Raw genomic sequence first — 23,927 nt, forward strand, 5'->3', positions numbered from 1 at the left:
GTTAAACAATAAATCTTAAGGACGAATCGTCAATTTATTGCCATTCAAAGTATAGTGTATTCCTGTGCCAGCAATAAGTCTCAAAACTTGTGACAGATTCAAACTCCGCTGGATTTCTCCTTCAAACTGCTGGGACGGCACTGATGATGCATAATCCACTTGTACATTATACCAACGACTCAACTGCCGCATCACTTCTTTAATACCAGCATTTTCAAAATGAAAGAAACCAGAAACCCAAGCTATCGCTTCAGTTGTATCAACATATTTAATCTGTCCATTTGCATATTGTTGTCCTGGTTTTAGAACAATATCACCGATTTGAACACTTCCCTCTAATAAAGTTGTTTTAACTTCCGATTCATCACAATAAGCTTTAACTTCAAAATGTGTTCCCAGATCCTTAATTTCATCATTGCCTGCCAGTACAATAAAAGGCTGATTTTCATTATGAACCACCTCAAAATACGCTTCACCAGTTAATACCACCCGGCGTTCAGTTCCTTTAAATTCAGAAGGAAAATGAATAGATGACCCTGCATTAAGCCAGACTCTGGTCCCATCACTAAGGATTATTTTCTGTGTACGCCCATAAGGGGTCTCCAACGTAGCATAATATATTTCATCTTCATTTACTACACTAATTCCATTTTCCGATTTTTTAATCCCAGGCCTTATCATTCCATCTTTAGCTGTATCAAGCAGATAAGACATCCCATTAGAAAGAGTAAGAACAGCTCCCTGGTGACCAGGCTTTGCATCCTTAATAACTTGATTATCAAAAACGATTGATTGTTTCTTATGCCTTCCATTATTAAAATAAATGGCGATAAAAAACAAGGCTATTGAAACAACACTAAATAGATTCAAATATTTCTTCTTCCTTACACTTCTATTCTTAGGCTTATATTGTATTTTAAACAAATTTCCATTGTCATTACTATCCTGTTTATCAGCCAATAAAATATCCGATAATATCTTTGAGGCAATATCCTTTGGCAAATCTATACTAGGGAAATCATGAAACGCTTCAGAATATTTGCGCAACAGCTTAATGGACTGCGGCTTTGCGACAAGATTATAAAACTCCTGCCGTTCTGTTTCAGAAATAGTATTATCAATATATTTCCGAAATAATTCTTTCAGCCTTAAACTATCCATCCGCACTTTTACTTTTATAAAAGACTCCGCTTCTGGAAAATGTTATTAGTTCTTTTTTAAAAAACTAAAGAATATTTATTAAAACGCAGATTAAAAGGGTTTCATAGCTATGTTCAAAAAGAAATGAACGCACCCTTCGAAGAGCAATCGTTAAATGCACACTTACTGTGGCAGGAGACAATCCCAAGGTAGAAGCAACATCTCTCCTATCCAATCCTTGCAACCTAGACAACTCAAATACTTTCCTTTGCTGGGGAGTCAGACACAATAAAGCAGTTTGCAATAAATCCTGAAGTTCCTTTTGTTGGATTTCATTTTCAGGATCTTTCATTGTTTGATTCTTAGATATAATTTGCATCGCAGCTCTTTTGTTATGCTCTACAGCAATTTTCTTTAATAGTGTTAAGCAGCGATGACGAGTAGCAGTAATAACCCATGCAGAAAAATTTTTAATTTCAGGAAGCTTCTTTCTATACTTCCAAATCCTGGAAAAAACGTCTTGCAATACTTCTTCTGCATCCGTATTATTTTTCATAAAAATTAACGCAACACCATAAACCTTATCTTTGTACGCATAAAATAGTCTTTCAAAAGCTCTTTCGTTTCCTTCTGATATACTGACCAAAATATAATCGTCATCTTTAAAAATATTCTCCATTTGCAAGGTTTAATTATCCAATGACCCACAATAAACAGGTAAAACAATAAGCACTTTGATGGATTTAGACTACCCGAATAATGTACATCCCAACTACAATTATCAAATCCTCAAACCTAAATCTAAAGAGACACATTCAATTAATATGACCTTTTCTTTTACATTATTTGGTATATATCAAGCACTTAAAGATTATCTATTACCCTTTGAACTTTATCAAATTAAAATTGGAGCTAATTATATATCAGGTGCCTCCACAAACTAAAATCACCATACATCCTTATTAATCAAATAATTGCATAATTTATCTTTAAAACCTTTACACTGATATAAAAGCCTTAGACACAATTCATCTTGACTCCGCCTTATAAGTACCGTATCTATGCAACAACCCCCATTGATCGAAATAATAATTTTTAAGAAATAATTATTTCGATCAATGGGGGTTAGTCAATAAAATCACATCCGTTGAATTCTGTAGCTTATAAACTAATTGCAAACAGATTTTCAGCAGGTTGCTACAAAATTTTACTTCTTCCCTGCTCAATATGAAAAGATAAATACAGTTCTCAACATATCTGTTCTTTATTTATAATGATCTTTTCTGTTGCAAAACGGAAAGTCTTGCCAGGATCTCCAACATTCCACCCTGATTTACCAGGTTTTGAGCCTTTTTCTGACCAGTCAGTCCATTTATATTCTTATCATGATTCAGGACATAATCCGTACATTTTGCAAATGCTTTCAAATAAGCATTATCACCTATATGTTTGTACAGGCGTTCAAATCCTCTGAGCAGTACTGCATTAAACCAAATATCATCTCTAAATTGACCGCTATCCAAAAAATAAGTTGCCGCACTGGCTGCGATCCTTTTCGCTTCAATTAAATAGCTGCTATCTTTGGTCGCCTCAAATAAGTACACATTCGATTCCAACATGGTACCAGTATTATAAGAAAATTGATGCTTTGCGATTTCACCGGTATTTACATTGAGGTTATCGTAAAAAAGAAAATCTGGGGATTTCAGATGTTTATTGGTCCACTTATAAAGTCCCAGCGCCTTGTCCAGATAATCTTTTTTGTGGGTTGCCTGAAAAAGTTGCATTAGGACAATAATTCCGGGACCATTGCTGCAGGTATTCTTAGTGGACTTATCGCCTTCGCGCCAATATAAGCCTCCGCCAGAAACCGTATCATATCCTGTCATCATAAATGCACAGATTTTCTTACCCATCTTCAGGTCTCTTTTCTTGTGGCTTCTAAAATAGGCATCCATTGCAGCAATACCGATCCATTGATTATCATCATAATACCTGTCTTCTCTTTTAAATATACCTGGATAGGAATCATATCCAGGACTGGGAGGGGCCGGATCGTCATACTTTTCAATCACATTATAAATCTGGTCCATATAATTACTACCTGGCCGGACACGCTCCATTTCACAGGTAGCCTGTATAAGTGCACAAAGGGGCCACAGATAAGACACAGCATGATCTTCCTTTTCCCGAACGGCATGTTCTCTATAAAATCCGCTATCAGGCATATAAAAATTTTGCTCTACTGCAGTATATAGACTTTGGAGTTCCTTCTTATAATTTATGGATTGGCCATAACTATTATGTACAGTACCAAAAACCATTATTAGCAATATCGCAAGAAATCTCCTTGTTCTAATCTGCTTAAATACATTCACAATAAAACTTTTATTCATTGATAATTAAGATTGTCCTTTCACTAAATAACCTATAAGTCCCCTTAGAACTGATTACCCGCCATTGGTTAAAAAAATAAATAATCAATGGCGGGAAATTGACATATAGGTGACAAATATAAGTGGGGTGATGGCAGATTGGGAGACATATTATCAATTTATTGCAGATTTATTAAAAAATCATTTAATTTGCAACAATCTCCACCAATTCACAAAGCCAATTAATCTAATAAAAATGCGTTTCTGGCCCTTTACTAACAGCGTTTTTAAGTAAAGATTAAAAAAAATATTACTATTGTGACATTATTTAAACAGTTAATTAATGTTGCTCTCTGGATATCCTTGTATCAGGAAACAAGCATAAACAAGCAAAGAAACCTTCTATAAAGATGAAGAAAAAAATATCAATTCGGGACATTGCAGCAGATCTGGGCGTCGCCATTAGCACTGTATCTGCGGTGCTAAATGGAAAAACAGAAGAAAGACGCATTAGTGATCGAATGCGAGACCGGGTTCTGGAACATGCTAAAAAGTGCGGGTATCAACCCAATTTAATTGCGCAGAGCCTAAGGACGGGCAAAAGCAAGATCCTTGCAATGTTAGTGGAGGATATTGCCGACCCTTTTTTTGCAGGTATTGCCCGTTTGGTCGAAACACATCCCTCTTTGCATGATTATAAGCTCTTTTATTCAAGCACTGAAAACGATCCACAAAAAGCAAAGTCTCTAATCAAAGCCTTTAGAGACCGCCTTGTAGATGGTTTTATTATAGCTCCAACACCGGGCACGGAAAAGGAGATTCAGGTATTACTTGCTGACCAGGTGCCTTTAGTACTTTTTGACAGGTATTTACCAGATACAAATGCCAACCTGGTCTGCGTAGATAATTTTGAGGGTACACACGAAGCAACAGAACTGTTGATTAATAGAGGATATAAAAATATTGCCTTTATCACCCTATCTTCCGTGCAAAGCCAAATGGCAGATCGTTTAGAAGGCTATAAAAAGGCCATTGATGACCACAGTTACGCTCCCTGCATTTTGGAAATTGCTTATACATTGTCTGAGGAAGTCCTGGTCAGCCAGATCAAATACTATTTTCGGACACAGCCTCAGATTGACGCCGTTATTTTTGCAACGAACTATTTAGCGATTAATGGACTTAGAACACTACAGGAATTGAACAAAAGCATTCCTGACCAGATCGCCGTCATCGGATTTGATGACAATACACATTTTGGACTATTCTCCCCTTCAATAACAGCCATTGCGCAGCCGATTGAGGATATCGCATCAACCATCGTTAAGTTACTAAAAAAGGAACTTCGCGAAAGTAATGGTTTATCAAATAATCATCACAACGAAAAGGAGCAGGTGGTGCTCCCCACAAAGTTAATGATCCGTAAGTCTTGCCCCACCGTAAAATCAAAGGATTTGAAAAGGTAATAATCTTGTATTTAACCAAAGTTTCGTCATTGAGTAAAAATTGACTATTTACTACATCGAATTTAAAATAAACGTTCATCAAAAAACCAAGGTTAAAGAGAAATTGACCCTTTCGTCTATTGTAACCCAATTATCGGGATCTGTTTGCTCCATTAGGCAAAAGTTCGGGCGTGAATTATTTTGACTTCTCCATTGCTCAGACAATTTAAATTCTGCACTGGTTTTCAGGCTTCTTCTACTATTGCACACAACTCAAAACTGGCAATGGCTAATAGATCCAAATAAAATCAATACCTCTGTCATAATTCACTTATAACTAAGAAAGACCAGTTGCCCCTTGAATAATCAAAGAACAGCTGGTCTGACATCGAAATACGATTTAATCTCTCCTATTAATTTATTTACGTATTAATTTTCTACCTCCAATTTTTCCTTAAGTGCGATATTAGCGGAACTATGCCCGATCATAATTTCAAAGGTCCCCGGTTCTACCACATGCTCCATCTTTCTATTCCAAAGCATCAGATCATCCGGAACAATCTTAAACGCAACTGTTTTTGTTTCCCCTGGTTTTAAATGCACTCTTTCAAATCCTCGTAAGTTTTTTTCAAAAGTAGTCACTGAACTTAAAATATCTCTGGTATACATCTGAACAACATCATCGCCTTCCCGATCACCGGTATTGCTCACATCTACATAGACGGTAGTAGTACCATCTGTTTTGATATGATTTGGTGCAATTCTTAAATTTTTATAACTAAAAGTTGTGTAACTTAACCCATGGCCAAATGGATACAAGAGCCCTTTAATTTTTGCACCTTCTCCCGCATCACTTTGAGCATTGGGCTTAGATGGAAAATGAAGCGGCAACTGGCCGACCGATTTAGGAAAAGTAAGCGTCAGTTTTCCGCCAGGATTATAATCCCCAAATAGTACGTCAGCAATCGCGGTTCCCCCTTTAACGCCTGGATAACCTGCGTAAATAATCCCCTTCACATATTTATTTATCCAATTGATGGTCATGGGTTGCGTACCAATAAGCACCACCACCACCGGTGTTCCAGTAGCATAGACCTCCTGAATTAACTGTCTTTGAAATCCAGGCAAATCCAGATCCGTACTGCTTTTATTCTCTCCGGCAGTCCTTGTATTACCGCCCAATGCTACCACCGCTACATCAGCCTGCCGGGCGATAGCCACTGCACTGTCCATCATCCTTCTTGCCGCTGAATCAGGCGCCTCAGGTAAAATCTGACTTTCTGGCCAGTTCTTATCCACCAGGTCACAGCCCTTTGCATATACGACCTTGTTTGTCCCTAATTTTTCCGTAACCCCTTGCAATATATTTACACTTGGCGCCATCAAAGGTCCATAATGTGTATGTGCATAATCATTATCCAAAATATTAGGCCCAATCAGAGCCACTTTATTTATCGTTTTATTTAATGGCAATATATTGTCCTTATTTTTCAATAGAACAATGCTCTCCCTGGATGCCTGGAGCGCAACCTTCTGATGCGCTTCGCTATTAACAATTTCCTTGCTATGCTCGGGATTTTCGACATAAGGATGATCGAAGAGGCCCAGCTTAAATTTTACACGTAGCACATCAGCCACCCTTTCGTTGAGTATTTTTTCTGCCAATTTCCCTTCTTTAACCAAGGCTCTTACCGCCTCAATCATATTATTTGGCGGTGCAAAGGTCGTACGAACATTCATCCCAGCCATCAAAGCCTGATAAACTGCATCCTTAAAATCCTTGGCCACATGATGCTTGGAAAACAGATACTCCATGGCATCACTATCACTGACGACATACCCTTTAAATTTAAATTTGTCCCTTAACACATCTGTCAACCAGTAATGACTACCTGTAATAGGAATGCCATCGTAATCATTATAGGAACACATAATTCCCATTACGTCTACACTATCGAGCACATGCCTGAATGAATATAGCAACAGGTCGCGCATTTCTCTTTCTGGAATTTGTGGATCTGTCCTGGCCATCCCTTCCCTGGCGCCATTATTATTACTGTAAACGGCAAAATGCTTAAGCGTACTGGCAATGCCTTGTTGCTGCATCGCTCTTGCCATCTGGATACCCATTTGGGCCACCAGATAGGGGGATTCTCCATAAGACTCCTCCAACCTCCCCCACCTTTGATCACGTACTACATCCATAATGGGTGCATAAACGTTGGTATAACCTAAGGCCTTTGCTTCTTGTCCTTCAATAATCCCCATTTGTCGAACCAAAGATTTGTCCCAGGTCATCCCCATATTAAGTGCAGTCGGGAAACCTGTCGCATTATAAGCTTCAACTCCGCGAATACCCTCATCGGTAAAGTCAGCGGGTATGCCGAGTCTTGTTTGTTCAATAAAAAAACGCTGGACTTCGTTCATGCCCCAGATATGACGAAAGATATTACTGGCCAATGGCCCCTTGTCAATATGTCCCCATTGGATAAATCCATTAAATTCTTCATCGATATTGGCGATCCCATCTTTCCAGATTTCATTTTTTCAATCTTTTGTGGGCAAAGAGTCTTTGAGGACACGTTGATAACCGTATAAGGTAGCCAATTGGCAAGACTTTTCATTTAAATTCATTTTGGATAAAAGATCCTGAACACGCGCATCAACAGGCTTTGTTGGATCCTCATAAATATCTTTTTTGCCATTTTTATTCAGATCATTCCAACCTTTATGGTAGATTTCCTTTTTGGGAGCAAATGCCTGCCCCCAGCCAGTTGTTGCCACTGTCGCCATAAACAGTGTAAAAACCAACCATTTAATATTGCGACCACATTTTTTTTCTTTCAATTTATAGGTATCTGTTATTTTCATTACAAAATGATTATATTATTTTTTTATATATATTTCTTATGCACCTGCTAATGCTGATAAATCTACTTTTTCACCTCAGGTGTATAAGCAGGATCAAATGGATTATAATAATCAATACCCGCCTTATTATATAAGTAAAGTTCAGATTTAAGCGTATTTTCAAAATGATCAATCTGTCTGACGGTCTTTTTTGTCCAGGCTGCAGCTGCGAGCGCTGCCATTCTTGGGAAAAGCATAAAGTCCAATCTTTGTACTGTGTGCACAGTTTCTGTCCAAAGATTGGCCTGTAATCCAAGCACCTTTCCTTTACTTTCCATATTGATAGTATATGATGCGGGATCAAAATCAAAGACCTGCTGAAGGGAGGCATATTTTCCAGCCCATTTCCTACCCACTTTATGGGAACTGTCCTGCACAAAATCAAAATATAATGGAATCCTGGGGCACATCACAACATCATACCCTTTCTCAATGGCATGCTTTAACGCACCAATCTTATCATGGCGCCACCAAAAAATAATCGTTTTATTAGCATCTAACCCAGCATCCACGCCCTCGTCCCAGGTTAAAATTTTGTCATTATACTGCAATGCAGAATCTGCCATTCTTCTTAAAAAATAGGCCTCTACTTCTTTATTGTCTTTTAAATGCCGGCTAGTCATCAGGTTTTTGACAGCTGGTAATTGTCCCCAACTACCATTACCAAAAGAGACTTCATCCCCTCCCAAATGCACCATTTTGCTACCAAATAATCCTTGTACTTCTCTTAGAATGTTGGTCAGAAAGCTATAAGTACTATCTCTACCTGGATTAAAGGTAAAATTGGCAAATTTCCCTACCCCACCACCACTATTTTCAGGATAAGCCCTGTTAGCAGCGGTCGCGTGTCCCGGCATATCTATTTCAGGGATGACAGTGATGCCTAATGCCTTTGCGTAGGTAATCACCTCTTTAATGTCCGCCTGCGTATAATACATTGCAGGAGCTGTGGAATCCGTCTTATTACCAATGGCTCCAATTGTCGTAAGTTTAGGATAGGTATTCATCTGAATCCGCCAACCAGGCTCATCGGTCAGGTGCCAATGAAACCGGTTGAGTTTATAATAGGCCATCCAGGTTAAAAGCTTTTCTACCTCAGCTTTACCAAAGAAATGCCTGGATTCATCCAGCATAAGACCGCGCCACTCATAATTTGGTTGATCCTGAATCTGCCAGCAAGGAATCCTTAATTGAGCAGAATTCAGCATAGAACCTTGATTATTAATATTTTCATGAATCCCTAATTGAATAAGACTTATAAGTCCGTATAGAAACCCTGATTGATCGTTAGCTGTAATGACAACCCTATTTGGAGAAATGCTTAATCTATAACTACCTGTCTTCGTGGCAATGGCTGCATCACTAATTAGCTTATCGCCAGGTCTAGCTAAATTCAGCATAATACTTGGAATTGATTCATTCAAAGATTGATTGCGATTCTCATTAAAGGAAAAGTCCAGGTCTAAATCTAAAAGCCTTTGGATATTAGTTTTAAAAAGAGTTTGCCACTGATTGCGCAACCTGGGATTAATTATCTTTGCTGCACCTTTGTCCAATATAATAACCGTATTTGTTTTTAAATAAAAAAACTTACTCCTATTGACCACCAACAAACTGTATTTGTTAGGCAATGGGATAATCGCCGGGCAAGTGTCCTGTACTTGTTTATCTGCTAACACCTCAAATTGTAAGACCTTTTCCGAGTTTATTATTTTGAAATCGTTTTCCCAATTATTTACAATTATTGCGCTACTTGGATTTGGCAAGGCCATTACCAATATAAAAACAGCAATTACAGCCTTTATCATAGCCAAATAACGACAACCAGGCAACTCACCGCCTATCAAAAACCTATTATTGAAATCCCTCATATATATTTTTTGCATTATTTAAATCACCTTTTAAAATCAAAATAGAGGCATATTCAAATATACCGACCATCATAATGGAGTATAATAGGCTACATAAAATCTTTTGCCATTATGCCTACTCCCTTACAAGGCCATTGTCAACCTTGTTTAAAATTATAGTAAACCAAAAATAGCTTATTTGTTTGTATAATTGCCATCCAAGGTATGCTATATTTGATATCCACATATTTATTTAGCCTGATAGACCCTCACATAATCGTATACAACACTATCAGGATATTTCCCTAGAGTCGGGTCTCCACCAAAACCTGTCAATTCTGTACTGAGAATAATATATTCGGGACGATTAGATATCCCAAAAGATGTTGTAGATGTAATCACTCCATCTACATAAAACGTATAAGCATCTTTTGTCCATAAAAGTCCAAAAGTATGAAACCCACTATCTATATGGGCAATTTTAATCTGTTTAGATTCCGCTTTATGAGAAGCGCCATAACCATTTATGTGGACAGTCTGCCATATTGTATCCGGACTTTTTCTATGATATTCAAATATATCTATTTCACTGCCGTTTTTCCTGGTATTATTAATGCAGGTGTCTGCTACCTTTTAGAGCCAACAAAAGTTGCATTTCCAAATTTGCCAAACCACTTAAAAGCGGACACGATTTTAGTACAAAAAACGAATTTCAGAAGTCATTAAACGGCTAAAAACAGAATTGGAATTAATTATTTTTTAAGAAACTCTCTATTTGCTTTTCATTATTTATGCTTAAACCTAAAGATCTATAAATAATCACCCCATGCTTGTTTATTAATAAAGTTACAGGGATTGCAGTGACTCCATATAAACTTGAAATTATATTTTTATTATCAAAAATTTGCCTCCAATTCATTTTACTTTGTTCAATTTCCTTTTTAAATTTATTGAAATCATTGTCCTTATTGATACCAATGATTACTAAGCTATCAGAAGAGAAATTAGCTCTTAACTTTTTTACTAAAGGAACTGCTGCCATGCATGGTCCGCACCAGGTTGCCCAAAAATCAAGTAAAATGTATTTTCCATTCAACTTGTTTAAGTCAACATCATTATCTTCTACATCCTTCGCAACAAAGAGAGGAGCTGTTTGACCTTCTTTAGGAGGAGAAATTACATAACTCTTTAAACGATTAATAAGTTGAATACCTTCAAAACTATTGATAAACTTTTTTGGAAAAATAGACTTTAATGATACAAGTAAAGATCGTAGGTAAGCAGTATCTTTGGCTAAAAAAGTTAAAGAAAAATCAACGATTTGATTTTTAAAAAACTAAAATGAATAATAACTATTTGAATGATTTTGCAAAAAAGAAATCGTATTGTCATTTAATGCTTGAGTTATTTTTTTGAAAAGTCGATGCAAGGAATCATTTGTAGGGCCTTTGGAATTTTGTTTCCAAAAGTTGTTCATTGAAGCTACCTCTTTTCTTCTATTTGTTGATAATTCTTTAAAAAGTCTATTATAAACAGTATCAAAAGCTGGGAGTATTTCCTTCAAAGAATGATATTTAAGTAATGTTTCATGATCTTTATTTTCTTGGGACAAACAAATTTTTGCCGGATGATTATTGACAAAAAATATGATCTTATTTTTTTCAAAGACACCATTTATAATTGATATGGTAAATGTAACATATTCAGAATAATAAACTCCATGTAATCTCAATATATTTTTTGAGAAATTATCGGAAACAATATTTTTATTTTTACCATCAAAATATTCAATACGAATATTCTTTGGGTTAATTGAACTATCTATCTTAATTAGTATATCAAAAGAATTTGCGGACCAAGCTTTAGCATGGAATAAAAACAATGCAATAATGATAAAAGGAATTCCATAAATATTTTTGAGCATATATGTAAATACAAGTTTTGTGTTTATAAAAATACTAAATAACGAACACTCTTGTCAGATCTATATATCTATAATATATATATATATATAGAGAGAGAGAGAGTGAGTGAGTGAGTGAGTGAGTGAGTGAGTGAGTGAGTGAGTGAGATAGACAATGCCAATATCATAATAAATGTTTTCCAATAATTAAACCTTCTATTTTCTTTTTATCATCATTATTTAACAAGCCTATATGCCTATAAATAATTGCTCCATGCTTATCGATAAGAATCGTCGTAGGGAATGCGGTTATGCCATATAAGTTTGTAATTTTATTTTTTACATCGAAAATATGTACCCAATTCATTTCACTGCGTGCAATTTCTTTCTTAAATAGGTTAAAATCCCGATCTTTATCGACGCCGATGATCACCAAGCTATCCGAAGAGAAATCTGCCCTGATTTGTTTTATTAAAGGAATTGAAGCCATGCACGGACCACACCAGGTTGCCCAAAAGTCAAGTAAAACGTATTTGCCTTTCAAGTTATTCAAAACAACATTATTGCCTTTTATATTTTTAGTAACAAAGAGAGGGGCAATATTTTTTTCTTTTGGGGGAGCAATTAAACCCTCTAAGCGGTTAATGATTTGAATCCCCTCAGGGCTATCGACATATCTTTTTGGAAAATTAGAGCGCAGGAAAACTAGCAAAAAGTGAAGGTATGAAGAATTAAAGTAGGTTGTATCATCTACAAAAAATGATATTGCTTGTGTAATAACTTCATTTTTAAAGTACCAAAAAGAAAAATAGTCTTCGCGATTTTTTTTTGCGGCTTGCATTATAGATGCATTTCTCAATTTTGTCAGTTGAAAAAATCTATTTGTCACAGAATCTGTTTTATATAGCTGTTTCCCATATTGCTGCAAAAATTCATTGATTAATTTGGTTTCTTTTAATGATTTGAATATTAATACAATTCTGTTTGTTGTGTCGTAAATGGGTTTTACATTTTGTGATTTGGAATTGTAATCCAATTTGTTTTGCTTATTTTTGAATAAATTGATAGTTGCTGGACATCTATCAATAAAAAAATCGAGACGGGAATATCTTCCGGAATCTGAATAGTAAAGTTCCAATGCTAAATACCTTGAAAAGAATTTTCCTTCCAAATGTAGGGTATCCGTTTTATTTAAAATAGGAATAAGATTTAGCCCATTATCATATTGAACTACTAACGATTTTAGATTAACGCTTGTATCTGATACTATTGATACATCAAAATTCTGTTGAGATAAAAGCGAGGTAGGTAAAATAAACAGTATAACTACACAGACGATGAATGATCTTAAAGAGAGATTAAGAATGCTAATACGGCAGGTTATTTTTAAGATGTGTTTATAAAATCGATTACCATTAATAACCATTTTAATTTATTTCGGATTTAGAGAAAAATGCGTTTATAGCGTAGCAGATTCATTTAATAAACTCTTTAAATGGTCTCAGGTTAATATTTTCGCTTTTTTTAATAATAAATATCATAAGTAGATACGGGTAAAAAGAAACAAGAAGGAGAAACGCTTCATATTCATTAACTGCTATTGTTACTAACAGAATAGGTACTACAAAGTTTCCTCCCTATTTAATATCCAACATATTTTTTTACTTCGTAAAAAAAAGATATAAGTCCTACTAAACAGAGGAGGGACATGACTTCATCGTTGTCGTTCTAGAAACACTATAATCAAAAGCAACAAACCTATTGCCGTTCATAAGTACAGATTGCTGAATGTAAATCCCACTTTCTTCACTTCCACTACCATCCATAACACTTTTTAAATTACTCTCTTGTAAGTATTTCTGTATCGCCAAGTTCAAGCATTTAATTTTAATTTTTCCATTTTGAAAATTTTAAAGATCTTAAAAATAACTTACATTAACAAAGTTAAGTTCATATAATGAAAAAATACCTCATTATATAAAACAAATCGTTAATTAGTTGTAAATATTATAAATATATATTCTTTAACATTATTGTCAGGTTAAAATTGGCGTAAAATCCCCTATACTCTTATACATAAGAGGTACAGAAGAAAAATTGGCTGTTATACTTGCAGGGCTATTATATACTGTATAAGTATTGGTGCCCGGTTTTCGGTACCGAGGTCTGATATTAAAAAGATTATATCCTCTTACCATTAGTCGAATATTTTTTTGATCTCCTTGGCAATGGAAACGTTAAGCGCCGAGTAGATAAAAGGCAACTTATCTTTTAAGTTAACCTCAAGGTCCCTTTTAAGATAACTATACGCCGGATCTGATCTTTGATCTGCTGCAATAGCAATAAATGTCATATCACGCGTATAATAGCCTATGGCACGATTGTCACTTGCCGGGGTTTCCCTGGTTTGCAAAAGGGAAATATCCATGGAGAGATTCACTGTAAATCCCAATTGGGGTATATGAGTAATACTGGAAACGGTACTGTTCCAGGTTGTATTTTTGCTGGATTTATCATTATATACGGCAAATACTGCCTCAGAGCCGTCACGGATAGCCTGTTCAGAGACAGGCTCCATATCTTGTAAGTAGCGACTATCAAATTGGGAGTAACTGATTGCCGAGCTAAGGGATAATCTGGTTGCTAATTTTTGGATTTCTACTGTGGAGTAAATCAGTTCAATCCCATAATCCCCTGAATAAAGGCCATTGCCTATCACATTTCTACCTACTCCGGCATAAAAAGTTGACGCATCCGTTGGATAATAATTATAGGTATGATCTGCGTTAATTGTATAATCATATACCGGCAGGATAATGGGTATATATTCTTTTGTGCTCGAAAACCCGTCTTTATTCTTCTTGGCATAAAATGTAATGGAACCACTGCCTGCTTTCCCCTTATAATCAATACTAAATTCCAGGCTTTGGCTTTTGGCTGGCTTTAAATCGGCATTATCGGTCGGAACCTTTCTAGTGTAAACCAGAAACAGACTCTGATCTGCATTGCCATTATAAAGATTAAGTAATGGAATATCCAGCCAACTCGGTGCCGGGTATCAATGCGCCAGGGAGGGTGCCTTAGTGCTCACACCATAAGCCAACGAAATTCCCCAGCCTTTGGTCAATTGATAATGACCACTTAGCCTTGGCTGATAGGCTGCAAAGCCATTTTGAATATCTGTTCTGAATCCTAGATTCAGATTATATTTTCTTGAAAATATTTTTCCTGATAGATTATCCTGGACATAAAAGCCGAAATTTGTCGCAAAAGGCACTAGCTTACTGTAATCTACAGGCCGTTCTGTTTGATTATTAAAAATACCCCATCTAGGACGCTCTGGATCAATAATTATACCAGCACCTTTATTTCCAGAACCGGCAACAGTCGCTCCTGCAACGAGTCGGTGGCTAAAACCACCCGTATTGAAATTTCGGGCACTAAGGTCCAATGATCCGTTAAATGTAACCGGCACTCCCAGAATCTGCTCCACTGCAAGGTAAGCGCCCGGGATATAATATCCCTCATAAATACCTGTCGTGTCTTTATCAGCAACGGCCTTGGGCGGCCCATTTAACAACCATTGATTATAAGTTTCCTGGCGACCTCTGGAGTAGGCTGCACCTAAGACAATTTGTTGTAGAAATCCGTTTACTGGCTGCCAGGTGAGGCGATTGCTCAAGTTAATCGTATGCCCCTTTTGAAATGTTCTTTTCTCCGCATCATCATCCGGATCCATTTTTACATTATCCAAACGGGTGTCATATCCAAAACCAAAAGTATTACTGAGTTGTTTGGCCAGATCCACAGACCACTGCAGGCTTGTATTAATCCTCTTATAACTTTTAATTTTATCCGTAGGGTCAGCATTACTATAAGTATATCCGCCGCTAAGATTTAATGCACCAGCCTTGCCGCCAAGCGCCACACCTTTGGAGGCTGTAATTTGCGTGGAGCCCTCATTTGCCCGCAAGGATACCTCCAGCGGAGTGCTACCTGCCCGGGTCGTTATTAGAATAGCTCCATTGGTCATTTCTCCATATTTGGCATCCGCTACTCCTTGAATTATTTCAATTCGTTCAATACGTTCAACAGGAATATCCCTTAAATCAAACCCATTATAAGTTACATCAAAGCCACCATACTTCTGATTTGAGATACTGGCACCATTAATACCTCTTATAGATTCATTGCGTGCCTGCATGTTGGCATCGTTGCTGATACGGACTCCGTCAATATAAATAGCGATACCAAATGAATTATTCAAAGCATTCTGCCCGTCAGCATCTGTGCGCAAGGTCAGGGTCTGTGGCGACTGCAAATTTGGCGCAGTCGTTTTCTTTCCTGGCAGCATCTGCAAAATATCAGCGAGCGAAAAAGCCTGAGACTGCTCAATCGCTTCGCGATCAATAACTATAGAGGTATTGGAATGCAGCCTTTCACGGACAGCCTGTACCTGTACATCTTTGAGGGTCAGACTCTGTTGTATTAAATGAACTTTAACGGGCTTTTGTAAATCAGTCAGATATAATTTTCTGTATGCCGTTGCTTTATTAACATACCGAAACTCAACATTAAAAACAGAATCAGAGGAGAAAAAGTTCAGCGTAAAATTCCCTTTATTATCTGTATGAGTCCCTACACTATGTTCGGGTAGAATAACCGTGGCAAATTCCAATGGCTTATTATCCATATCCAAAACAGTGCCCCGCAATTGTAATTTTGATTGTCCTTTCAGAGCCCCGGCTAAAAGAAAACACCCCAACATAATAATAAATACACGCCTTCTTGCCCAATGTGCATAATGATGCCCCCTGCAATGTAAATATCCTTGTGTAGATTTCTCCATGAATTCTTAGTCCACCTTATACTTTAAATAAGTTACAAAGGTCCTACGAACTATTTACAATCATTTACCAATTCGGGAAATAATGTTCTACATTAAATAGTCCTTTGATTTTCATAGAGATGTATTTACCAAAATGATCCATATCGAGCAATCCCCATTAAAATAACCGAATCAAATGGTACGTTATAGGGCTTAATTAATCACATTAAATTCCTGGTTCAAACTTACTTTCTGGTTTAAAAGAAGGGCACTATCCTCGCCGATTTACAATATTTTTTTGTGGCACTCGCTGGAATTTCCCTGCCTAAGGTTGACCACGACTTTACAATGCTCAATTAAATATTCCTAATCCTTGTTCTTTACCTTCAATGGCTCTTTTTCACCGGAAGATAATTTACTGGAAGACTCCCTGATAATAATCTCCGGCATCAACACCTCTGTGTGGAACTTTGCCGGTTTTCTTTTGGATTGTAATAAGGAAAGCAATTGCCCTGCTGCCACTTCACCCAATTTTTCAGATTGTTGCTGTACCACAGACAAGGAGGGAGAAACAAAGTCCGTCAGTGGAAAATTAGAAAATCCTATCAGCGCCAGTTCACCTGGCATAGAGATGTCATGACGCCGCAGATATCTATAAGCATCTGCCGTTACCTTATCCCAGGCAGTGAGCAACCCGTCGGGCCTTTTATTTTTGGGCAACCGCATCAGTCGATCCATAGCCACTTCCGTTTCCACATAATGGACGCCTCCTTTGGGTAAATAATGAATCCATTTTGGGTCTACATTAATACCGCCATCTTCTAGGGCTTGTAAATAGCCTGCTTTTCTTTCCTGTACAATGGACTGAGTAACAGCACCGCCCACAAAAGCGACTCTTCTACAACCCTGATCCAAAAGATGTCTGGTCGCTTCATAGGCGCCCCTATAATTATCAGAAATAGTCATATGTGTTTGCAAATCAGCACAAATCCGGTCGTAGAACACAATCGGCATCCCCTTTTCATATAAATCTTTTAAATGGTCTATGTTTTTCGTTTCAGAAGAAATAGAAACCAAGAGGCCGTCCACCCTGAAGGACAAATACTGGATCGCTTTCATTTCCTTTTCTGCAGATTCATCTGTTTGTACAATAGAGACTTGATATCCCTGGCTATAAAAAGATGATTCCATCCCGTGCACGACCTGAGAACAAAAGGGGTTATTGAACTGAGAAATCACGATACCGATGGATTTATTGCGTTTTTCCCTCAGACTCAGGGCAATAGGATTGGGAATATAATTTAGCTTCTTAGCATAAGCGACTACCCTTTTTTTGGTTTCTTCACTGATCTCATGACTATCATGCAAAGCCCTGGATACAGTAGAAATACCCAGATTCAAATCCCGGGCCATTTGCTTGATCGTAACAGGTTCAAATTTCATGATATTATTTTTATTACTCCTTAGATTCACCAGATTTATGCCCAAATATAAGCCCCTTCCCTGGTTTTCCGGTAACGGTTGCGTAAATAAATACAAGTGCACCACCTTGTTGTTCTATGATGTTTTGTAAATTGCTGACCATAATAAAATAACGAATAGTATTTAGTTATTGAGCATCATTTAATTTTCAGACCATTCCAGCGTCTAGAGCGGTGCATTATTATATACTATAATATATACTATGTATTCAAAGGATCTTAAATTTAAAATTATTTAAGCCCGCTAAAAGGCAAAGGAATCTCAAAAAGAAAAAAACAGACAGATGAAACCTTTTTTAGACAAAGACTTCTTACTTGAGACAGAAACTGCAAAGAAGCTTTATCATGAGGCAGCGGTGGATATGCCTATTATTGACTACCACTGTCACCTTTCTCCTCAGCAAATTGCAGAAGATTACCAATTCAGTGACATTACCGAAGCCTGGCTGGGTGGTGACCACTATAAGTGGAGAGCCATGCGGGCAAATGGCATTGATGAGTCCTATATGACGGGTAATAAACCAGCGAAAGAAAAATTTCTGCAGTGGGCAAGAACAGTGCCTTATACCATGCGCAATCCATTATACCACTGGACGCATCTGGAGCTACAACGTTATTTTGGCATTACCGATCTTTTAAACGAAAATTCGGCAGATGCCATCTATGAAAAAGCTTCCGCCCTGCTTAGAACCCCGAATACAGCGTAAAGAATCTGCTCAGAAAAATGGGCGTCAAGACTGTTTGTACGACGGATGACCCGACTGATGATCTGAAATGGCACCAAAAATTAAAAGACGACGGTTTTGAAATCCCGGTTCTACCTGCCTTTCGGCCAGATAAAGCCATGGCGCCAGAAGATCCGGCAGCATTTAATCATTTTGTCAGCTTATTAGAAAAAGTAACGGACAGCAAGATCAATACCTATCCAGATTATCTTAAGCAGCTTAAAAGCCGCCATGATTTCTTTGCCAGTATGGGTTGTAGTGTCTCTGATCACGGTCTTGAAGAAATCTATGCAGAGGACTTTACAACCGACGAGATTGAAATCGTTTTCAAGCAGTTACGCGCTGGTCAGACCATTAATCTGGATCAAAACCGTAAATTTAAGTCCGCCATGTTACTGCAATTTGCCAAGTGGGATCATGAAAAAGGCTGGGTACAACAATTCCATTTAGGAGCCCTTCGCAACAACAATACCCGTCTATTACAGCAAATGGGTGCCGACGTTGGATGCGATTCAATTGGAGACTTTAAACAAGCAGTAGCGCTCTCCAAATTTTTAAGAACCCTGGATGATGCCGACCAATTAACAAAGACCATTATTTATAACCTAAATCCGGCGGACAATGAGATTTTTGCGACCATGGCCGGTAATTTTAATGATGGCAAAACTGTCGGTAAAATTCAGTTCGGCGCCGCCTGGTGGTTCCTGGATCAGAAAAACGGCATGATAAGTCAACTCAACGCCCTTTCCAATATGGGACTAGTCAGCCGCTTTGTTGGCATGCTGACCGACTCCAGAAGTTTTCTTTCTTACCCCAGACATGAGTATTTTAGAAGAATTCTTTGTAATTTGTTCGGCACAGAAGTTGAAAACGGCGAATTACCAGCTGAACAGTTAAACTGGATTAGCCAGATCATCAAAGATATCTGTTTTAATAATGCAGCCAATTATTTTGGCTGGTCTCATCTCATTGAAAATAAATAAATTAAACACACACCATCATTAAAACGCCCCATTATTGATGCAGCAGATTCTTTGTTTTGGAGAACTTTTACTCAGGCTTTCCCCTGAAACCGGCTGGCCCGGTCAGGGGAACATGTCTTCTTACGTGGGTGGTGCAGAGCTCAATGTTGCCATGGCACTTGCCGGGTGGCAATTACCAGCAGCGGTCGGCACTGCCCTTCCTCAAAATCCAGTCAGTGATTTAGTCAGAAATTATCTTAAATCTGCCCAGGTAAGTACCGATTATATCCTCACAAAAGAAGGAAGAATCGGCACTTATTATCTGACTCCAGGAGCAGATCTTAAAAGTGCGGGGGTCGTCTATGACAGAGCTTATTCATCTTTTGCCCTTTTGCAGTCAAAGGATATTGATTTTGACAGTTATCTAAATAACACTCGACATCTACATTTAACGGCTATTTCACCAGCCGTCTCCAGTTCAGCGGCCGCACTCTGCCTGGAGCTGGTAAAAGCAGCTGCTCATCGACAAATTCCTGTTTCACTGGACCTGAACTACCGGTCCAAGTTATGGCAATACGGCAAATCACCTATTGACATCATGCCAGAAATTGCCCAATATGCAGATTTTATCATGGGCAACATCTGGGCCGCCGGCCAGATGCTGGGCATTCGTCCAGCCCCCAAAGCTGATCAAACCATGGATCCTGAGCCTCTGGCAGCCTTCGCCAAAGACAGCGCCGAGCGCGTAATCAAGGCCTTCCCCAATTGTAAAAAGGTGGGATATACTTTCCGCTTCAATGCACCTGAGAACGAGGCAGCTGTGCGTTATTTTGGCGCGCTTTATCAGGAGGGTACACTTTTTTGTTCCCCGCAAAAGGATTATAGCGGCATTACTGATCGGGCCGGTTCCGGGGACTGTTTTATGGCTGGCTTATTATACGGCCAGTACGCCGGGCTGACCGGCCAGGACAAGGTAGATTTTGCAACGGCTGCCGCCACTGGAAAATTTTATGAAAATGGCGACCATACCAAACAAAGTCTGCAAATGGTGGAAAAAAGAATGCAGTCCTTAAAAAGCAGTTAGCTTATACATTGAATTTAATTATTATAAAAATAGAACGAACTTAAAATTATGTCTACTATTTCTAACAATGCAAAAGCAGTTTTTGAAAAAATCAGCCAGCAAGCAATGCTGCCCCTGTATTTTCATAAGCGCCGGGAAGTTTCCTTATCTGCCTTGCAGGCGCTTTATGCTGCAGGTATCCGGGTAGTGGAATATACCAACCGCGGCCAGGAAGCACTTGAAAATTTCAAAGCAATGCTGGCGCTCAGAAATGCCTCTATGCCGGATATGCTGCTGGGCATTGGCACAATTAAAAATGAGCACCAGGCAAAGGATTATCACGAGGCAGGTGCAGACTTTTTAATTTCCCCTTGTTTTTACCAACCAATCAGTGATTATGTCCAAAAGCATAACCTAACCTGGATTCCTGGTTGTATGTCCGCTTCAGAAATCAATCTGGCAGCGCAAAACGGGGTTGGATTTGTCAAATTATTCCCTGGAAATTTGCTGGGACCTGGCTATGTTTCCGCCATTAAGCCCTTATTTCCAGATTTGCTCTTTATGCCCACCGGCGGCGTATCACTGGAACAGGAAAATATTCAGGGCTGGTTTAAGGCAGGTGTTACTGCGGTTGGAATGGGCAGTAAGCTGATCACCAACGATGTATTAGAAAATGAAGATTATGCAACTTTAACCAATACAACTAAAAAATTCTGGCACTCACCCAAACGATTAAAAACAATTTATAATGACAAGTCAAGTACAGAAGCAAGTGGGCAAGTACCGGTGGACAATATGTGCACTACTGTTTGCAGCTACCACAATTAACTACTTAGATAGACAGGTTCTTAGTCTATTACAACCGACCTTATCCAAAGAATACCATTGGACCAATACTGATTATGCCAATATTACGGCCATCTTTCAGTTTGTTTATGCCTTTGCCTTACTATTTGCCGGCAGAATTATCGACAGAATAGGCACTAAAAAAGGATATAGCTGGGCGCTGATTATCTGGTCGCTTGGCGCCATGCTGCATGCGCTGGCCATACCTATGGGTGAAGCCCTGGTTAGTTTCTTTGGTTTTGTAGGACTGACACTTTTCCCTATCTCTGTATTTGGTTTCTTAGTTTCCCGCTCTGTACTTGCCATTGGCGAGGCAGGTAACTTTCCGGCAGCCATAAAGGCAACGGCCGAATATTTCCCTAAAAAAGACCGCGCTTATGCAACCGGAATCTTTAATTCAGGGGCCAATATCGGTGCCGTACTGGCACCCTTGACAGTGCCCTGGATTGAGACGCATTGGGGTTGGCAGGCAGCCTTTATTTCTATTGGCGCCATGGGCTTTCTCTGGCTGATATTCTGGTGGGTCTATTATGACAAGCCTGAAAAACAAAAAAGATTGTCTCAGGCCGAACTGGCATATATCAACAGTGATGACGCTGAAAAAGGTGTGGAGAAAATTAAAGAAAATGCCGGCCATAAAGTCAAATGGACCACGCTTTTGGGTTACAAGCAGACTTGGGCATTTGCCATTGGCAAATTTATGACGGATGGCGTCTGGTGGTTTTTCCTATTTTGGCTACCAGCCTATCTGGACGCTCAGTACGGCATCAATGGCGAAGCCATTATGCTGCCACTGGCCGTACTGTATACGATGACCATGTTTGGCAGCATTGGCGGCGGTTATTTCCCAAAATATTTTATTAATAAGGGGTATTCACCTTATGATGGTCGTATGCGGGCTATGTTTATTATTGCATTATTTCCTTTATTGGTACTGCTGGCGCAACCCTTGGGACATTACGGATTTTGGATTCCAGTATTTTTATCGGTATCGGCGCCTCTGCCCATCAGGCCTGGTCTGCGAATATCTTTACCACCGTATCGGATATGTTCCCTAAAAAGCAGTAGGTACAGTAACTGGTATTGGTGGTCTTGCTGGCGGCCTGGGCGGCGTTGTGATCAGTAAGATTGGCGGCTGGATTTTTGATGCCTACGACAAGGCAGGTCACCTTTCAACTGGCTATACAATCATGTTTGCGATTTGCTCGGTAGCTTATCTGATCGCATGGCTTTGCATGAAAGCCCTGGTTCCACGTTATAAATTGATTACGGATCTTTAAATATAAAAATATAAATTGTCCCGGGCGGTTTTTAAGTAATTATATATAGCCCGGGACGCTTTTCTTATTAATGACAAAATCATGAAAAGACCTAAGATTCCCTTTTTTGTCTCTCGGCAGCCATGGGGCTGGCCATGACATTAGGGAGCAGTCTAATGCGCTCCAATGGACCAAAAGCACAACAAGTGATTACGCTTTATACCAATAGTATACCTGGCAGTAAAACCGCTACAGATTATAAGGAAGTCGCCACCACCGGCAAGGACGGTGTAATCCGTGTGAGTAAGGTCACTACGCCTACGCTAACGGTATTTAAACCGACTTCTGGCATCAATGCCCATGCGGCTGTCATCATCTGCCCTGGTGGCGGATATGGCATACTGGCTTTTAATAAGGAAGGCACAGCCATCGCAAAGCGGATGGCTAGCTGGGGACTGACGGCATTCGTTTTAAAATACCGTCTGCCTGCTGATCAGATAATGGAGGATAAGTCTGTTGGCCCTTTGATGGATGCGGAGCGGGCTATTGCCCTCATCAGAAGTGAAGCGGGTAAATGGGATGTATCGCCTGACAAAATCGGCATTATGGGCTTTTCTGCAGGTGGCCATCTGGCCGCTAGTCTTTCAACGCTTTATAACAAAGACGTGCTAGGTAATGCCCGCCCTTTACATACCAGCCTTAGACCAGACTTTTCCATACTGGGTTATCCGGTGATTTCTATGCAAAAAGAAATCACGCACATGGGGTCCAGAAAGGCCTTACTTGGCAATACCCCCAATCAGGCACTCGTCGACCAGTTTTCTTGTGAATTACAGGTTACTGACAGCACACCCAGGACTTTTATTGTACTGGCAGATGATGACAATGGCGTCCCACCCGCCAATAGTCTGCGTTATGTTGAAGCCTTACAGACACATCACGTACCCGTGGAGCTACACATATATCAAAACGGCGGACATGGGTTTGGCGGCCATAATAAGCAGTCTCCCGATGACTGGATGAAGCGACTCAAACATTGGCTGGAACACAATAAACTGATCGCTAAAGCAACTAAATAAATCATTAAAAAGCAGTCGTTGCATTGAATTGGAAGTACCTGTCCCCCACTTCTTTAAACGA

Annotated in this window: 18 protein-coding genes and 1 pseudogene; 6 read left to right on the forward strand and 13 right to left on the reverse strand. The window is 38.8% G+C overall.

Features of this window, described 5'->3' with window-relative positions; all coding sequences use genetic code 11:
• Positions 1-15: 15 nt before the first annotated feature.
• From FSB73_RS01310 to FSB73_RS01320, 3 genes are all read right to left on the reverse strand, one after another.
• The gene (locus tag FSB73_RS01310; RefSeq protein WP_146779810.1) at positions 16-1,161 is read right to left on the reverse strand and encodes a FecR family protein; all 1,146 of its coding nucleotides are present in this window, start codon (positions 1,159-1,161) and stop codon (positions 16-18) included.
• A gap of 64 nt (positions 1,162-1,225) precedes the next feature.
• Positions 1,226-1,819, reverse strand: a complete 594-nt coding sequence (locus tag FSB73_RS01315) for an RNA polymerase sigma factor (protein ID WP_146779811.1) — start codon at positions 1,817-1,819, stop codon at positions 1,226-1,228.
• Between the two features lie 589 nt (positions 1,820-2,408).
• A complete protein-coding gene (locus FSB73_RS01320; RefSeq protein WP_158639368.1) occupies positions 2,409-3,368 on the reverse strand; it encodes a glycoside hydrolase family 76 protein in 960 nt (319 codons plus the stop codon).
• A 557-nt stretch (positions 3,369-3,925) separates the two neighbouring features.
• Here FSB73_RS01320 and FSB73_RS01325 point away from each other — a divergent pair.
• Complete coding sequence (locus FSB73_RS01325; RefSeq protein ID WP_146779813.1) at positions 3,926-4,981, forward strand: LacI family DNA-binding transcriptional regulator; 1,056 nt, start codon at positions 3,926-3,928, stop codon at positions 4,979-4,981.
• 408 nt (positions 4,982-5,389) lie between these two features.
• Here the strand turns inward: FSB73_RS01325 and FSB73_RS01330 are convergent, their stop codons facing one another.
• From FSB73_RS01330 to FSB73_RS01370, 10 genes are all read right to left on the reverse strand, one after another.
• Positions 5,390-7,387 carry a glycoside hydrolase family 3 N-terminal domain-containing protein gene (locus tag FSB73_RS01330; protein WP_225974351.1) on the reverse strand — a complete coding sequence of 666 codons (1,998 nt, stop codon included), beginning with the start codon at positions 7,385-7,387 and terminating at the stop codon, positions 5,390-5,392.
• Between the two features lie 120 nt (positions 7,388-7,507).
• Positions 7,508-7,831, reverse strand: a complete 324-nt coding sequence (locus tag FSB73_RS23655) for a hypothetical protein (protein ID WP_225974352.1) — start codon at positions 7,829-7,831, stop codon at positions 7,508-7,510.
• Positions 7,832-7,893: 62 nt separating this feature from the next.
• Entirely contained in the window at positions 7,894-9,756 is a 1,863-nt protein-coding gene (locus FSB73_RS01335; RefSeq protein WP_146779814.1) for a beta-N-acetylhexosaminidase, read from the reverse strand.
• 213 nt (positions 9,757-9,969) lie between these two features.
• Positions 9,970-10,335 carry a glycoside hydrolase family 16 protein gene (locus tag FSB73_RS27345; protein WP_146787961.1) on the reverse strand — a complete coding sequence of 122 codons (366 nt, stop codon included), beginning with the start codon at positions 10,333-10,335 and terminating at the stop codon, positions 9,970-9,972.
• A 133-nt stretch (positions 10,336-10,468) separates the two neighbouring features.
• Positions 10,469-11,041, reverse strand: a complete 573-nt coding sequence (locus FSB73_RS01345; RefSeq protein WP_146779815.1) for a TlpA family protein disulfide reductase — start codon at positions 11,039-11,041, stop codon at positions 10,469-10,471.
• 15 nt (positions 11,042-11,056) lie between these two features.
• Entirely contained in the window at positions 11,057-11,644 is a 588-nt protein-coding gene (locus tag FSB73_RS01350) for a hypothetical protein (RefSeq protein WP_146779816.1), read from the reverse strand.
• A gap of 163 nt (positions 11,645-11,807) precedes the next feature.
• Positions 11,808-13,049, reverse strand: coding sequence for a TlpA family protein disulfide reductase (locus tag FSB73_RS01355; RefSeq protein WP_146779817.1), 1,242 nt, complete (start codon positions 13,047-13,049; stop codon positions 11,808-11,810).
• Positions 13,050-13,820: 771 nt separating this feature from the next.
• Positions 13,821-14,342 (reverse strand): hypothetical protein, encoded by a 522-nt coding sequence (locus FSB73_RS01360; protein ID WP_146779818.1) that lies wholly within the window; start codon positions 14,340-14,342, stop codon positions 13,821-13,823.
• 339 nt (positions 14,343-14,681) lie between these two features.
• Entirely contained in the window at positions 14,682-16,472 is a 1,791-nt protein-coding gene (locus FSB73_RS01365; protein ID WP_146779819.1) for a TonB-dependent receptor, read from the reverse strand.
• A gap of 345 nt (positions 16,473-16,817) precedes the next feature.
• Positions 16,818-17,894 (reverse strand): LacI family DNA-binding transcriptional regulator, encoded by a 1,077-nt coding sequence (locus FSB73_RS01370; RefSeq protein ID WP_146779820.1) that lies wholly within the window; start codon positions 17,892-17,894, stop codon positions 16,818-16,820.
• Positions 17,895-18,216: 322 nt separating this feature from the next.
• Between FSB73_RS01370 and uxaC the strand changes: the two are divergent.
• The 5 genes and pseudogenes from uxaC (at position 18,217) to FSB73_RS01395 (ending at position 23,866) form a co-directional block, all read left to right on the forward strand.
• Positions 18,217-19,640: pseudogene (uxaC, locus tag FSB73_RS01375) on the forward strand (glucuronate isomerase).
• A gap of 37 nt (positions 19,641-19,677) precedes the next feature.
• Positions 19,678-20,703: a sugar kinase gene (locus FSB73_RS01380; protein ID WP_225974738.1), complete on the forward strand. Its 1,026-nt coding sequence runs from the start codon at positions 19,678-19,680 to the stop codon at positions 20,701-20,703.
• 48 nt (positions 20,704-20,751) lie between these two features.
• Positions 20,752-21,510, forward strand: a complete 759-nt coding sequence (locus FSB73_RS01385) for a bifunctional 4-hydroxy-2-oxoglutarate aldolase/2-dehydro-3-deoxy-phosphogluconate aldolase (RefSeq protein WP_146779822.1) — start codon at positions 20,752-20,754, stop codon at positions 21,508-21,510.
• Complete coding sequence (locus FSB73_RS01390) at positions 21,431-22,654, forward strand: MFS transporter (RefSeq protein ID WP_225974353.1); 1,224 nt, start codon at positions 21,431-21,433, stop codon at positions 22,652-22,654. The genes FSB73_RS01385 and FSB73_RS01390 overlap by 80 nt, the downstream gene beginning before the upstream one ends.
• Before the next feature lie 288 nt (positions 22,655-22,942).
• Positions 22,943-23,866, forward strand: a complete 924-nt coding sequence (locus FSB73_RS01395; protein WP_225974354.1) for an alpha/beta hydrolase — start codon at positions 22,943-22,945, stop codon at positions 23,864-23,866.
• Positions 23,867-23,927: the final 61 nt, after the last annotated feature.

Source organism: Arachidicoccus ginsenosidivorans (assembly GCF_007971385.1).
Taxonomy (GTDB): domain Bacteria; phylum Bacteroidota; class Bacteroidia; order Chitinophagales; family Chitinophagaceae; genus Arachidicoccus; species Arachidicoccus ginsenosidivorans.

Excerpts from the sequence above, each read along its gene's own strand:
- FSB73_RS01395 (WP_225974354.1), top strand. The coding sequence starts at position 22,943 with ATGACATTAGGGAGCAGTCTAATGCGCTCCAATGGACCAAAAGCACAA.
- FSB73_RS01355 (WP_146779817.1), bottom strand. The coding sequence starts at position 13,049 with ATGGTTATTAATGGTAATCGATTTTATAAACACATCTTAAAAATAACC.
- FSB73_RS01365 (WP_146779819.1), bottom strand. The coding sequence starts at position 16,472 with ATGGAGAAATCTACACAAGGATATTTACATTGCAGGGGGCATCATTAT.
- FSB73_RS01315 (WP_146779811.1), bottom strand. The coding sequence starts at position 1,819 with ATGGAGAATATTTTTAAAGATGACGATTATATTTTGGTCAGTATATCA.
- FSB73_RS23655 (WP_225974352.1), bottom strand. The coding sequence starts at position 7,831 with ATGAAAATAACAGATACCTATAAATTGAAAGAAAAAAAATGTGGTCGC.
- FSB73_RS01385 (WP_146779822.1), top strand. The coding sequence starts at position 20,752 with ATGTCTACTATTTCTAACAATGCAAAAGCAGTTTTTGAAAAAATCAGC.
- FSB73_RS01390 (WP_225974353.1), top strand. The coding sequence starts at position 21,431 with ATGACAAGTCAAGTACAGAAGCAAGTGGGCAAGTACCGGTGGACAATA.
- FSB73_RS01370 (WP_146779820.1), bottom strand. The coding sequence starts at position 17,894 with ATGAAATTTGAACCTGTTACGATCAAGCAAATGGCCCGGGATTTGAAT.
- FSB73_RS01325 (WP_146779813.1), top strand. The coding sequence starts at position 3,926 with ATGAAGAAAAAAATATCAATTCGGGACATTGCAGCAGATCTGGGCGTC.
- FSB73_RS01350 (WP_146779816.1), bottom strand. The coding sequence starts at position 11,644 with ATGCTCAAAAATATTTATGGAATTCCTTTTATCATTATTGCATTGTTT.
- FSB73_RS01380 (WP_225974738.1), top strand. The coding sequence starts at position 19,678 with ATGCAGCAGATTCTTTGTTTTGGAGAACTTTTACTCAGGCTTTCCCCT.
- FSB73_RS01320 (WP_158639368.1), bottom strand. The coding sequence starts at position 3,368 with ATGCCTGATAGCGGATTTTATAGAGAACATGCCGTTCGGGAAAAGGAA.
- FSB73_RS01310 (WP_146779810.1), bottom strand. The coding sequence starts at position 1,161 with ATGGATAGTTTAAGGCTGAAAGAATTATTTCGGAAATATATTGATAAT.
- FSB73_RS01330 (WP_225974351.1), bottom strand. The coding sequence starts at position 7,387 with ATGAACGAAGTCCAGCGTTTTTTTATTGAACAAACAAGACTCGGCATA.
- FSB73_RS01335 (WP_146779814.1), bottom strand. The coding sequence starts at position 9,756 with ATGCAAAAAATATATATGAGGGATTTCAATAATAGGTTTTTGATAGGC.